The 15,075-nt window shown below is 30.9% G+C and carries 10 protein-coding genes; 6 read left to right on the forward strand and 4 right to left on the reverse strand.

From position 1 onward, the window contains the following. Positions 1 to 229: 229 nt before the first annotated feature. From AR328_RS16540 to AR328_RS16555, 4 genes are read left to right on the forward strand one after another with little or no spacing between them, the layout of a single operon-like run. Complete coding sequence (locus AR328_RS16540) at positions 230 to 1,546, forward strand: hypothetical protein (protein WP_066298137.1); 1,317 nt, start codon at positions 230 to 232, stop codon at positions 1,544 to 1,546. After that, positions 1,543 to 4,476 (forward strand): hypothetical protein, encoded by a 2,934-nt coding sequence (locus tag AR328_RS16545; protein WP_066298144.1) that lies wholly within the window; start codon positions 1,543 to 1,545, stop codon positions 4,474 to 4,476. The genes AR328_RS16540 and AR328_RS16545 overlap by 4 nt, the downstream gene beginning before the upstream one ends. Continuing rightward, positions 4,473 to 6,206 carry a site-specific integrase gene (locus AR328_RS16550; RefSeq protein WP_156422724.1) on the forward strand — a complete coding sequence of 578 codons (1,734 nt, stop codon included), beginning with the start codon at positions 4,473 to 4,475 and terminating at the stop codon, positions 6,204 to 6,206. Before AR328_RS16545 ends, AR328_RS16550 begins: the two co-directional genes overlap by 4 nt. Next, positions 6,178 to 6,939 carry a hypothetical protein gene (locus tag AR328_RS16555; protein ID WP_066298154.1) on the forward strand — a complete coding sequence of 254 codons (762 nt, stop codon included), beginning with the start codon at positions 6,178 to 6,180 and terminating at the stop codon, positions 6,937 to 6,939. Before AR328_RS16550 ends, AR328_RS16555 begins: the two co-directional genes overlap by 29 nt. Positions 6,940 to 7,289: 350 nt before the next feature. Here AR328_RS16555 and AR328_RS16560 read toward each other — a convergent pair whose 3' ends face one another. After that, positions 7,290 to 9,293, reverse strand: a complete 2,004-nt coding sequence (locus AR328_RS16560; RefSeq protein WP_066298158.1) for a P-loop NTPase fold protein — start codon at positions 9,291 to 9,293, stop codon at positions 7,290 to 7,292. Positions 9,294 to 9,773: 480 nt separating this feature from the next. Between AR328_RS16560 and AR328_RS16565 the strand changes: the two genes are divergently transcribed. Continuing rightward, a complete protein-coding gene (locus AR328_RS16565) occupies positions 9,774 to 10,664 on the forward strand; it encodes an AlbA family DNA-binding domain-containing protein (protein WP_066298168.1) in 891 nt (296 codons plus the stop codon). 199 nt (positions 10,665 to 10,863) lie between these two features. Next, the gene (gene mauJ, locus AR328_RS16570) at positions 10,864 to 12,252 is read left to right on the forward strand and encodes a methylamine utilization protein MauJ (RefSeq protein ID WP_231734939.1); all 1,389 of its coding nucleotides are present in this window, start codon (positions 10,864 to 10,866) and stop codon (positions 12,250 to 12,252) included. 402 nt (positions 12,253 to 12,654) lie between these two features. Here mauJ and tnpC read toward each other — a convergent pair whose 3' ends face one another. From tnpC to tnpA, 3 genes are read right to left on the reverse strand one after another with little or no spacing between them, the layout of a single operon-like run. After that, a complete protein-coding gene (gene tnpC / locus AR328_RS16575) occupies positions 12,655 to 14,262 on the reverse strand; it encodes an IS66 family transposase (protein WP_156422728.1) in 1,608 nt (535 codons plus the stop codon). Between the two features lie 56 nt (positions 14,263 to 14,318). Further along, on the reverse strand, positions 14,319 to 14,675 hold the full coding sequence (gene tnpB, locus AR328_RS16580; protein ID WP_066298182.1) for an IS66 family insertion sequence element accessory protein TnpB: 357 nt from the start codon (positions 14,673 to 14,675) through the stop codon (positions 14,319 to 14,321). Beyond that, positions 14,669 to 14,992 (reverse strand): IS66 family insertion sequence element accessory protein TnpA, encoded by a 324-nt coding sequence (tnpA, locus tag AR328_RS16585; protein WP_066298186.1) that lies wholly within the window; start codon positions 14,990 to 14,992, stop codon positions 14,669 to 14,671. Before tnpA ends, tnpB begins: the two co-directional genes overlap by 7 nt. Positions 14,993 to 15,075 lie beyond the last annotated feature (83 nt).

Below are 15,075 nucleotides of genomic sequence, written 5' to 3' on the forward strand. Positions count from 1 at the left end.
ATACAAATATACCAACAATTAAAGACTATTATTTTTTTACCCACAATAAACTAAATTGGTTCTAATATAAGGAAATAATTGATATGATGATATTACAACACACAGAACATTAGTTCGAGATATTTACCGTCTACAGTTACGCAAGCTATCTACTAAAGTAACAAGGGAATTGATAGGTACTTTCCAATATACTTTACACAATGTGTTATAGAAATTAGGAGGAACTACTTTGAACCAAAATATATTTGTTGTTAGTGAATATGAATCACTTCATATATATGATGACCGTGAGTTTATTGTACAATCCATTGGAATTGGAGTTAAAAGTTTCTCAACAAATAATATTATCCCTTCTCCCCTAACTAACTTTATTAAGAGAAGATATAGAGATAAAGGCAAGGGAATTAGTAGTCAAAGGAATTGTGCTTACGCTATTACTAGATTCCTAAATTATGTTTATGGACAAGTTATTCTTAATGATGAGGATTTTATACATTTGAAAGAGGAAGGAATCTGCGGTTTAAATCTAACACATTCAGCTCGTTATATCACTTACTTATCCCTAAGAGCAAAAGCAAATGAAATAACACCAAATTATGTACACGATCAAATGAAGTATTTAGTCTACTTTTATTATTGGCTTGCAGAGGACAAAATAATTCATGATTTATTCGAACTATCTTATTACACCACAGGCAAGGGAAAAAATATAAAGAAAGTTCCTAGAAACCCATTTTTAGATAATGAACTGGACATCATATTAGTTGGTAGAGATGAAAGAGTGCCAAACCTTTTAGTTGACTTTGGTAGTAGACGTTATACCCTTGTAGAACAAATTATTAAGCTTGCTCAAATATATGAACCAGACATAGTGCTAGGTATATGTTTTCAATTTTTTGGGGGATTACGAAGGTCAGAAGTAGTCAACCTTACAAAACAAAGTGTTGATTTAAAAGGTAATGGAACAGATGGTTTTATACTTAAAGTGAGAGATAATCAAGATAAATTGTTTCCTCATATTAAAAACAGTTCACATTTACAAGTTAAGAGACCAAGAGATCAGGCTCTACTTGTAAACAATTTATTGCTAACAGTCTATGATGAACATATAAAAAGGCTTAAAACGTTGGAACAAAACGGAATAATTAAAAACAATTATGCATTATTCGTATCAAAACATAATGGAATGCCCATAAGTGGCAAACAGTATCATGCTAAATTCATGAAAATAAAAAGTTTATTATTGAAAAAAATAAGTGATCAACAGGATGTTGAGACTTATACTTTATTAACCGATAACAGCTGGTCTACTCATATTGGTCGAGGTGTATTTACGAATTTCTTGTTAGATTTAGGGATGAATGTAACGCAAGTTGCAATCGCAAGGGGCGATCGTAGTATAGATTCTGTTTTGTCCTATGTCGATGAAAAAACAGCAGTGGAAAATATGAAACTAGCAGTAGAAGAAATTAGGTCTGCTTATAACAAAGGAAGCGCCCAAATTGATTCCAAGTTTTTGAACAATTGGAGTGTATCAAGAAAATGAAAAAATATATAGCAAATTCGATTTCCAAAAAGGTACTTCAAAAAAAATTAAGGCTAACTATTAATAACCTACATCACACTTTAGAATTATACTCAATTAAACCTATACTAAATAAAAACAAGATAAACAATGCGATATTATATCCCCAAGAGGATTTAGATTTCTTACTTAAAAAACAAAAAGAACTGTATCAATATTATCTTGAAAATTATTATACTCATTACGAAGTTTTGGAATTAGGATTATATTGGAGTTATGAAAGTTACAAAAAACTTACTACACAAGAAGTACCCCATCTTATTCGTATAGATAAATTTAATTTAAAATCTAAAGTCTTTCTTAAAAAAGAAGTAGATAAGTTTACTGAAAAAAACGAAAAGGTAAATGATATATACACTTATACTAAAGGTAAACTAGCTGAAATTCTTCAGTTTAGTAATAACACAGTAGGAAACATTATTGATGAATATAATATCCCATCAATCCCCTTTAGAGGTGGAGTTAGGTTTAAAGAAAGTGACGTATTATTTCTTTTAGAAAAACAACAGAAACTATATAAAACTATTACATCCAATTACTATGCAGGAGAAGATTTAAAGAAAAAGTTTAAAGTAACACCAAGTAAATTTCAATCATACCCAATTCCTCTATTAGCAAGAATAAAAGAACTTAAAACTCTAACAGTCTACTATAAAAAAGACGAAGTAGTCAATATTTTGAATCAATCAAATAATTTCGTTTCTTTAACTGAATTAAAGAAATTATTAAGTCTCCGTCAAGAAAACGTAACTAAGGCATTAGTAGAAAATCATATTAATGTTATAGGACATCCTTTCAGAAAACATCTTAAGGGAGTAACCTTATCTGATAGTGATAAATTATTAAAAATACAAACAGAGCAATATTCTTCCTACCAAGAAATGTATTATCCGGCAAGTAAGAAAAAAGAATTAGGGCTATCTAATAATGATCTAACAAAAATGGGCATTCCTATTCCTGCTTTAATTAAAATAAAAATATTTATAGGTGAAGCATTTGTATATCCAAAGAAGGAAGTTGATGATTTAGTACAAGAAAGAATACAGGAACTAGTACAACAATTGCCTAATCTCGGCAAAATGCGGGATAAACATCAAAAACAATCATTATTTGAACTAAAAAATATTCGAGATAACCTACGAGATAAAATCAAAACAATTTTCAAACATACTAATGACCCTTATCAAGCATTCTTGAACCTATTAGATATACAAAGAATTAAATTTACTTCAAATGGACAATTGACAGGAAAATATTGGAATAAGTTTGTGAAGGAGAAATTATTAACAACAAAAGCTAGCAACCAAACAGTAAATAACAGGATCATTTCTTATATTTCAATAACAGAGTTGTTAGTAGAATTTACAAATGCTAAAGAACTATTTTCATATACAGCAAAGGAACTGAATCTGGGTATATTCAACCAAAATATCTATCAAACTTATCAAGAAACAATTTATGGTTTTATTAATAAAGTCAACAATAGTTTACCCTACAGTTATATAAAGATCGAAAATATAAACAATCCACATGAAAGGGCAAGAAATAAAAGAAATAACAAAGAACAAAAAATATATTCTCCAAGTCAATACATCGAATTACTAAACTATGTTACAGATATTCCTTTACATAAGGAGCTAGCCATTAAAGATGTTGAAGCCAATATAAATAGTGCCGGGACTCACAAATGTTATGATTCTGCATGGTTATATGTTTTGCTTCATATGAACAACGGATGGAGAAGTACTGACGTAAAAGTTTTTCCAAGAATACCTTTATATGATTTATCGATTAACAACATTGATGACTTTAAAAACAAAGAATTAAGTAATGAAGAAGCTAAGAGGATAATCCAAATGGTGAAGGTAAAATCTACTACCTTTATTCATTCAAAAAATAAGAAAAGACGACATTTCTTTTGTTCCGAAGAACTAACTCTACCACTTGCAAACGCAATCGTAATTTGTGAGCTAAGGGTTAGGCAGACCAATCCTATTTCGGATACACTAATTGACTTTAATAATGAAAGAAATACCATGAAACCAGTTACACACAAAGCGTTTTTCGCACAATACAATACAGATTTTAAGTTTGGTTCATTAGTGATGAACAGGACATTCATAACGCTTATGGAAGATGTCGTTAAAAAGAAATTCAACAGAAATTCATTAGAAATATTAAAACATATTCGAAATCATTCAGATATAGCTACAACAAATATATATGTGGATATTCCTAAGGAACATTTCGACTTTATTTCAAAACAATTATTTGACCTTGGATATTTTGGATATACCTATGATGCAATGGCAACTATTCTTTTGGAAGGAAATGTTGATAACCAAGAAGAACGGACCCGTAATTCACTTCATGTCAAGGAGGTATTTGGTGATATTTATAAACTTGAAACCTTGGCAGGTTATATTAACTTAATAGAAAAAGAAAGATATTCAATAAAGCAATACCTAGAAAATTTGAACGAAATGGAATTACGAGAAAAATTTGATTTAGTAAACCTAGGACTTCTTCCTTCTAAAGAAGAAAATTATCAATGCATCTATGGTAAGTGTATCTTTGAAGAAAGAGATTGTAATAAATGCCCGCTCTCAATCCCTCACTTTTATGCTATCAGCCAAATATGTAAAAGAGTTAGTAAAACAATAAAATCATTTGAAATACTCTTTACTAACACATCTTATGAGGGAGAGAAAACAAGGTTAGCTAACTTGTTATATTCTGACTTATTATTACTAAAATCAGCGAAAGATCGATTTGGAGAACAAGTAATTGATGATTTTATTGTTGATGAATTTAATGATTATCAAACTTTGATTTCTGCAATACGTTCCCTTCCTAATCCTAGTGACTATATAACAATTAAAAGGAAGTGATTAACATAAACATATTTAATGTTGATTATAGCGATTTTGAAATATTAGAACCGTTAAGTGATACAACTTACGACATGGAATACTCAATCGAGAGAGCCAACCAAATACTGGATGATTATACACAGCGCCATCAATTAAATGATTGTCGTTTCACAGAAAACACTTGGATACTACGTAACAATAACTCAATTAAAACACACTTGAGCTTTGAAGAAATCCATCATCTATCCGTTTTTATTTCGAATACTAATTTAGTATCTATCGTAAAATGTTGGGTATCAACTTTTTTAGAACAAGATTATGCACCTGGTACCATAGGTGACTATTTGAATAATTTTAAAAAAGTTCTTCTGATTTCAAAAGGATTTGATGCTAACGTTTTAGATGAAATTAAGGACTATTTCAAATACGAATTAACACCACGAACTAGAATTTATCATTGTTTAGCTGCGTTAAATTTTTTAGATTATTTTCCATTGGTTGATCATAATGGTCAATACGCGGAATACTTATGGGAAGCAAAGCAAAATACTAATGTTGAGAATAATATTCGTATTCTACCAAACTCGCATGATGTATTAAAATTTTCTATGATTATTGAAAATTATTTTAATTCTACCTTAACAGATGAGGAATACTTACGGTATTTTCCGATACTTTTATGGTGGAATTTAACAAACATTATTCCTATTAGAATATCGGAGTTTTGCGGAATAGAAAGAAATTGCCTAATTGAAAAAGAACAAAATGTTTACATTAGACTTCCTAGAAGTAAGCAACAATTATCGAGAACGAAGGTAATAGACGAGATTTTGATTCCAAAATATCTTTCGGACGAAATAAAACAATACATTAGTAAATCAGAGTTTTTTGGTAAAACAAATACACTAATTTCGTATATTTCCATTCCAAAGTATAGTGAAGGATATAAATATTTAAAAAATGAATTTGATGTTTTTAACTATACAAATATGAGAAACCTTTTAGATTCATTCTACAATGACGTTGTTTTTAATAAATATAAATTTGTATTTTTCGAAAGTGATACATTAACAACTAAACAAGATTCGCTAAATAGCAAAATAATTTATAGAAAGATACGGTTAAACGATACAAGGCATTTCGCTTTTTTAAATTTACTCATACTTGGATATCATCCTGTAGAAATTGCGAGATTAGGTGGTCATATCTCAATACAATCCCAATATCATTACCATTCACATTTGGAATATTGGGTAGATTCCGAAGTAATGAAATTAGCGTTGAAATTTAATACAACATCCTCTGGAGTAAACTCCATGAAAGAATATATCAACGATGATGACAACAATTTTAAAGAAAAGTTTATATTAAAACCTCCTACTACTGACACAAAAATAGATTTAGAGATTGGCTATTGTACTGACCCATACCAACGGTGCTATGTTGATGAACATATTTTTTGTGATTACTGGCGAATTTCATTTGATGAATATAAAGAAAAAGCTGAGTATATCCAATCTATCGTAAAAGAGAAGCAGAATGAAACCTCTGTTCTACTTAATTCTTTAAGAAAATTGCATATCTTAGGAATTAAGGAATCAAAAAACGTATCATATTCAGAAAATAGTACTTTATATAACAAACAACTTTCAGAAACTTCCAAGCAACTAAGAAAGGCCTTAAGGGATCTTGCAAGGGTGAAGGAAAGGGTGAAGGATTTTGAGCAACAAACGAGGCAGGAAAGCTAAAATATACCCACAAGAAGAAATTGATAATATCATTTATATGTACACACAAGAAAATAAGGGTAATGGATTGATAAAATATTTAGATGTTTATAGATATTCAGAACAATTATATGAACAGAAAGTAATTCCATACAAATTTAGTGAGGACTTTTGGAGAAAATCAGGTCGCCAAGGTCGAGAGGCGATTGATAGAGCAAATGAAATTTACGAGTATTCCCCTCTTCCAAATAATGAATCGAATACAGAAAAGATTATTGACACTATGGATGCCATGGATAAATTTTTTGAAGGTAGTAAATCTAATAAAGATAAGCTACAAGGTGCAATGTTAATAAATGAAAATAAACTAAAAAAGTACATACAAAAGAATCAATCACTTTTAGAACGATTAAACAACCGGGAACATACCATTAATGATTTAAAACGAAAGAATATAGAACTACATAAACGCCTTGATGAATATGAAGAAATATTTTTCATGTGGTTAGATGCTAGTAGCAATAAAAATGTCCCTCTAATTAACTTGGTCACAACAGGTAAAACTCGAAATATTGTTGTTGATAAGCTTTTTCAATCTATGTTTTCAGACGATCCATTAAAAGGATATGAACAGTTTGAAAAATATAGAAATGCTTCCCCACAACAGGCTACACATAAGCATAACATTTACCAGTTAAACCATTCGAATAAATCCATCAATAAAAACTCACTTGTTGATGACCTAGAATTGTAATTACAAATAAAAATGTTTTTGGCAATTTAAAAAATGTAGGAAACATCAGTATATTTTATTTATAAATAAAAGCCAGAATATGATTACAAGAAATAAAATAATCATATTTTGGCTTCTCTATAATCTTTAGTTATTCCATTAACGCAACCCTTTCGTCGAACAAGCCTATTTAACATGCAAAATTGAATTTAGAAAAAGCCACATTATGGCTGATTCCTATTTATTTTAAGTATGTCTGATAACAATAATCTCGGCAAAGCTTTCTTCTTTAATTGCTGTGATATAAACTACTTTAGAATGGCAAAGATGAAAGCAACTTTTTAAACAAGGAAATTTTATAATGTCTGAACTTATTCAACTTCAACTTCTTCTTGGTGGTCTTCAACTAATATTTCACTTATGTTCTTAAGGACTTTTATTAATTCTTTAAATAATGCAATTCTTAAAGAAAGGTCTTTATCTTTAATATGTTCCAGAATTTTTCCACTTAGTAATTCGAATGTTTTTAATTCTGTGCTTAGCTGCTGTGTACTCGATCCTAGGTACCTTTTTTTAAGGATATTAGCAAAATTAATAATTTGACCATTTTCTAAGCCGACCACTTTGTCATAAAGGGAATCAACATCACAATGAGCGAAAATCGGAATATAAAAATACTTCTCTTGGAGCAAATAATAAAATTTATTTATTTCATCTGGGATCAACTCAATTAAATCTACCATTTCTTTCTGAGTTTTCTTTTCGAAAAACCCTTTATTTAGGCTTTTTATTTTATCTTTTATTTCCTTAATATCCTGATTATCAGCTTCTTCCTGCGGTAATAGTGTTACATCTAAATGTCTGTAATATTGTTGTTTTTCAAAGGCTAGGTCTAACCCCTTCAAAATATGCTCCTTAATTGTTGTGGTGTCTTCTTCTAATAATCCTATTTCTGAAAGTCTACTAAATACACGGAAAGCATCCAAATAAAATGGTAAGTGCAATTCTCCACCATGGATTAACGTGTAGCACTCTTGTAACGCTTCTGCATATTCCTCGTCTGTCAGCTCCCAGTACCCATGTCTGAGTAATCTAATATGTAAAGGGATTTTTTTCGTTAGGTTATTAATAACTTCATCCAATTCCCTATCAAAAATCTCTCTATCTAAAATACCTTTTCTTATCAATACTTCAATGAACTTAAAGAAAATATAATCAAGATCACTAAAAGCTGAGAAGTATTTCTTTTTAAATAATTCAAGGTAATGACTCTTATCTTTATTTAACATTTTAAAACTGATTAGAGTTGCTTGATAATCGGAAAATAGATTTAATTTTTCCAGTTCATCGTTACCAGAAACATCTGTTTTAATTTCAAACGATGCTGCCAAGGTGAAAATCAACATAAGCTTAAGAATAGGCTTTGGGAAATCAGGGTACTTCTCCAGGACAATTTTATATACTGTTTCAAAATCATCAAGTCCCTGTTTAAGTATCCTAATATTTTTTGTTTCACTTTTTGTAAATGTTGAAATGACGAATTCTAATTGCTCATATAAGTAGTTTTTATACTCTTCGTTCGTGATTTCATCAACAAGTGCAGAAATTAATTCGGTATCATTCATACTATAAGTTAATGTTTTCCCAATCAGCTTCTCTTTGATCCTTTTATAATCATCACTTTTGTTGAAGATTACTCCAAGATTACTGTCTAACGCTCTTTTTATCTCATCGATGTCTTTTACCTTTGAATCTGCAACTAAGTTTCCTACCTTTTGTGATGCAAATATTGTTGTTAATGTTTTTAATTCAAGATTTCGGTTGTTGAGCTTCTCTGAAATTTCTTTTTCATTGCTAATTATGATTACCTTTATGTTATCCTGTTCAACAAAATTATTAATGTAACCCAGAACGTCTGTGATATCTATGTTTGCTCGCTCCAAGTCATCAAAACAAATCACACAATTTTTTAGATTTGTAAGATTCCCAAAATCAATTTGGATGTTCGTCTCCAACAATTTGTCCACAATTGGAATATCAAAATTTTTAGCAATGCTAATTGCTGCTTTACCAAATTGAGTTATCCTTTTCCCAACATGACTCTCTGCAATTTCTTTAACCTTTTTATTTTTCAATACATACGATTCAAAAAATATTTGTTTAGCAATTTCATCCAGATTTTTAATACCATACAGTGAAACATATATTGTACTTATTTTTTTATCTTCCTCAGTTTCAAGATTTTCTATTTTTTCGCTAAGGACATGGTTCCAAAAATATGTTTTTCCACTTCCCCAGCTCCCATTCAACATAACAGCATAATTTGTATTAGGTTTCTTTACATAATTCAATATACTTTCAATTATATAATCCATATCAGCGCTCCTAAATTCAAAATTTATTGTTTTTTCTTTTTGGCAATTATCTTTGATAATTTAACAGCTATTATCCTCTTCTTCCAAAAGAACAATTTAGCAAAAGGGCAGATTAAAAGTAATTACCTATCCCATTCCCCAACAAAACTCGTATCAACATTTTCACTAAAAAGAAAAGAATTAAGTACCAGCAACGAGTAGCTGACAAACATGTTAATAAAGCCGATTTTTAAATTTCTAGCATAAATTTTCACCTCATTATTATACGGAAACTCTTAGAAAAAGTTCCCATTCCTATTCTACAAACCTGAACCTTTAGCCATAAATGAAGCGAAAAAATAAGTCTTTTACCATAGAGATTGAAAATGACTTAAAGAAACTCCATCTAAAGTTTTCATGAACTGATCGGTTACAAACTTGAACGATGCGACACCCTAGAATTATATTTAATGGTAAAATTAACTAAAAAGGAGGTTTATTATGAATATAGATTTTCTTGAAACACTTTTATCACAAAACGAAAGTGACCATTTAGATTTTAAAGCGACGCTTTACAAAAAAGAACAATACGAAAGTTTATTAAAAGATGTATTAGCAATGGCTAATTCAAAAACAGCTGGTTCACGATATATCATAATGGGTATTAAGGAGAAAGAAGGAGGGCAAAGAAATATAATAGGTATTACAGAAACAGTTGATCCTTCTAACTACCAACAATTTATCTTCGAGAATATTGAACCTATTTTAAGTTGTGAATTAAATTATATTACTTATAAAGATACTTTGTTGGCAATTTTAGAAATAGTAACACCAAAAGAACAACCCTATATATTAAGAAGACAATACAGAAGTCTACATAAAGGATTTTGCTATGTAAGACGTGGTGCAACAAATGACTTTGCTACTCGTGCTGATTTCGATTACTACTATAAACAGGGTAGATTCGAAATGCGAATTTTAGACTCAATGTTACGAGCTGTAAATCCAGATAGTGGCTGTGCAGCGTTAGAATGTTCTTTCCGAAATCTAACCGATTTCCCAATTACCATACAATATGGAATTCTAGAAGTATGGGATAAGAATTCTGTGCGTTCGAAACATCGTCTATTCGGTCAAAATCATGAAATAGTTGGTGCAGAATTTCATATATCTCTCCCTCCAAAAAGTGAAACAGTGGCAGATTTTCTCTTTAATTTTGAATCAAGTGACTGTCTTCGCTTAGGACTAAATGAATATGGATTTACCGATGAATCTTTTCAATTCAAGTTAAAACTAGTAGATACTACCTCAATCGAATATTCCATTACTGTTGATAATTGTAATGTATTCGCAAAAGGTGATTTTCTATGGAAAGTAAAATTTAAGAAATAAAAAGCCAATAGTATAATAAATTGCATTCGTTCAGACAAATCGTAATTTCAATAAAGGATTCTTTTTCTGGCATTTAATTTTTGTATGTTTTGGCAGTATGTTTATAAAGAATTATGAATTATAACACGTAAAGATATTGTATAGGTACTAATTTTTGTGCAAGTTTGGTAAGAGTTACTTATTCCACTAAAGGGCCAGATTGTCGAATAATTCTATAAAAAAAACTCAAATTTATGTTAGAGTTAAAATTGGACATTTTGGAATAATTATCATATTTTTATTGAAAGGAAAAATATATATGATAGGTAATGAATTTATAGAAGATTTGTTTTTTTTATTTAGAATTAAACAGAGTGAGGATGCATTAAAATATATAAAGTTGTCACATGCACAAAGAATAGAAGTAATAGAAGTTGATAGGGTTTTACAGTTATTTAATGAAATTGAAAACATAGCAGAAAATAAATTTACAATTTATTATAAAAACACCGAAGATAAGGAAGTAGCAGAAGTAGCAGTATCAATTGATTACTATCAACTTCGTAGATTTGATGATGAAGGAATTTATAGAAAGATTGAAGATACTGATAATCAAATTAAATATGAGATGAGTGAAGAAGTCACAGACTACTATATAGTTTGGCTTTATAAAAAAATGTTTGAGAAGTTTCCTATTAAGCTAAGAACAGAAATGACACAAAGGATACAAAGGGTATTAAACAACAGAAGTAATATGAGGTACAGAAGAAATGAGAATGATGATGGTAAGGAAATCTCATTATTAAATATTATGCGTAGAGCAGCAGATTGTATTTCTTTAAAAGTAACTAAGCAGAAGGGGTCAAAAATTAATTTAGACGATGCAATAGACTCATTTAGTTATACGTATATGTGCAATATGGATAGTCCAATAAAAATGTATAGTATCGAAGAGATCATAGGTATTCTAAATAGACGGCAAAAGGCACAAAATATTGATTTTGAAGCTCCGAAAAGAAAGTACAATTCTAATTTAATTGACTATTATAATTTAGCAGTTTCTTCTGAAGACCCTTTTATTTCATTTATCTCCTTTTACCATATAATTGAATACTATTTTGATGACGTATATAGAGAACAACAGATAAATACTTTAAGAAACAGTATTACATCTCCAAGATTTAGTTATAAAGATGATAAACAATTATTTAATATAATTGAAAAAATAATAAAAGATAATAGATTAGTTAGGGAAAATGGAAGCGGAAACGAACAACAATCACTAAATTACGTATTAAATAAATATATTTATGACTTGGATGACTTCAAACAAAGACTAAGTAATGAAGAACTTAATTTTTATCAAAATAATAATGTTTCATTTTCAACAGGTGATGTAATTATTTGGGATAAGGAAAAAGATAAAATTTTGAAGGCTATTTCAAATAGAATATATAAAACAAGGAACGCGTTAATTCATAGTAAAAGCTCCAAAAAGGATGTTACATATCACCCTTATTTACACAAAACTGAATTAGAAAAAGAAATCAGTTTAATTAAAACAGTAGCAGAATACATTATAGAAAATGACTCTGTACATTTGATGTAGATCTTTAGTTAAGTATATTCAACAAACGGGTGCTATTATGAAGTAACTAAAGCCTAATTCCTCCTTACAACACCGAGGAATTAGGTTTTTTATATTTGTTTTTAAAAACATTGTAAATGCGATTCCCATCTACTACCTAACGTTACAAAATAGTTAATTAGTGGATTATTTCAGTGTTAGCAATTGGAAATGTGGCTAAATATTTGCGCAAAAGTTAGCAGATATTGTAAATTTAATTCACTATCCATTAGTTTAAAAGTAAGCGTAAAATAGCTCCCACCTTCATTAAGATGGGAGCCCATAGTACTATTTAGATAACTTATTAAAGATTATGCAATTTACAGGCATTGATNAGTAAGCGTAAAATAGCTCCCACCTTCATTAAGATGGGAGCCCATAGTACTATTTAGATAACTTATTAAAGATTATGCAATTTACAGGCATTGATGATGACCAAGGAAGTAATTGATCCAAGGCCTTTTCATCTGTCAAATCTATATTGGGAAGCTGCTCAAACAGATAGCGAAGGTAGTAATATGGATTCAATCCATTTGCTTTGGCTGTCTCCACAATGCTGTAAATAATAGCACTTGCTCGTGCACCTTGCGGTGTATTTGCGAATAACCAATTTTTCCTTCCAATAATTACTGGTTTAATCGAGCGCTCGCTTCGATTATTATCTATCTCTAATCGTCCATCCTCTAAAAAGGCCACTAACTTATCCCATTGATTTAAACAGTATGCAATGGCTTTTCCAAGTGCACTCTTTGGTAAAACGTTTTGTTCTTGTATTTTAAGCCATGACAAATAAGCGTCTAGTACTGGTTTACTTTGCTTTAGACGTTCATCATAACGATCTTTTGGATCAAGTTCCTTTAATTTGCGTTCAATCGCAAAAAGTTGATTACAGAAATTTAGACCTTCTGTTGCCGAAACTGGTTTTGTGCTATTTGCAGGCATGGATTTTAGTGCATCAGTGAACATCCTGCGGGCATGAGCCCAACATCCTACCAGTGTTACATTTGGTACCTTATGGTACCCGGCATATCCATCAACTTGTAAATAACCTTTAAAACCGTCCAGGAAGTTCTTCGGATTTTCTCCTGCCCTAGTTTCTTGGTAATCGTAAAGAATGATGGATGGTCCTCCTTTCCCTGTGCGATACAACCATAAATAAGATTTGGATGTAGCTGGTCTGCCAGGTTCATGTAGAACTTGGAGAGTAGTTTCATCAGCCATCAATAAATCCAGTTTTAAAAGAAGGGAATGCATCCGGTTATATAGTGCACTTAACCAACGATCCGCACCAATAATCATCCAGTTGGCAAAAGTTTGACGAGATAGATTGATACCCATTCTATTAAATTGTTTCTCTTGACGATATAAAGGAAGACCATCTACATATTTTTGAGTCATAATATGTGACAAGATGGAAGGCGACGCAAGGCTTCCCGGTATAGCTGGTTTTGCCATAGGTGCTGTTTTAATAGGTGTATGAATCTCCTCATGTTCACAATGGCGACAAGAATAAACATACTGAACATGTTTTTTCACTTTCAATTCCGCAGGAATATAAACTAGCTCTTGTCGAATGTCTGTACTCATTTCATGTAAAGCTCCACCGCAACACGAACAGACCTGTTCCTCAGTTGGTAAACGATATTCAATCGTTTCCACAGGCAGGTTTTCTAACATCGCTTCACGATGACCACGTTTTTTACGGCGACGCTGATAGGTAATAGATTCTAAAACAGGTTCTGGTAACTCAGGATTTGATTCCTTTTCAACCTCATTAAAAAGTTCTAATTGACCAGGGAGAGTTTTTTCGCTTGATGCGCCGAATCTTTTATGTTGCAGAAGGCGAAGCTGTTCTTCAAGCCATTTTAATTTGGCTTCTAATTCGTTTTTTTCTTTGAGCTTCGCCTCTAATTCTGCATTTTGCTTTTCCAGCATTTCTAAGCGTTTTAGAAGTTCTTCAGTTGTAGGAGTTTTGGTAGGTGATTTCGCCATCTTTTTCATGAATTTATTATACAACAAGATAGACAAACTTTTCGATTTTTCATTATTTAAATAACGGTTCTTGCGGTTACTACAGGATGGGCTTGTTTTTGTTCCAAGGATAACCCATCGAGCAACCACGAAAGTTGGCGGCGAGTAATCTTCAAAGGGGCCGTATTGTCATCCGATGGCCATTGAAATTTCCCACGTTCTAGCCTGCGGTAATACAACCAAAAACCAGCTTCATCCCAATGGAGAATTTTCAACTTGTCTCGTTGTCTATTACAGAAAACAAATAGATTAGAAGAAAAAGGATCCAGTTCAAACTCTTCTTTAACTAGAATAGCTAAACCATCGATAGATTTTCTCAGATCCGTATTGCCTCGCGCAAGGTAGACATGATTAATAGCTGCCTCTTTTAACATAGAGTTTTCAGAGTCCTAATAACTTCCGCCAGAAACGATGGATTAAAACCAGTTTTTACTTCTATCACTGCTTCACCAATTTTAATATTTAATGAATCACTTGGTTCTTGATCGATTTCTTCCATTGAGACCGCTATCCATTTTGGCGAGGGTTCTTGAGAAGAGCTTGAACTGTTATTATCCAGCTTGTTTAACCAGTAACGTAATTTATGGAGACTTAAATCATTTTCTCTACACCATTTTGATTGGGTCTGTCCGCTAGCCTTAAATTCAACTATACGATGTTCCCATTCAATTTGTAATTCTGTTTTTTCCAAAGAGATCCTCCTCCGAATCATTTATGAGGAGATTATCTCATAATATATTTTCCGTTAAAATGTGGGTATAGTTTGACGCTTAC

The organism is Bacillus sp. FJAT-29937, assembly GCF_001509555.1.
GTDB lineage: Bacteria > Bacillota > Bacilli > Bacillales > Cytobacillaceae > Cytobacillus.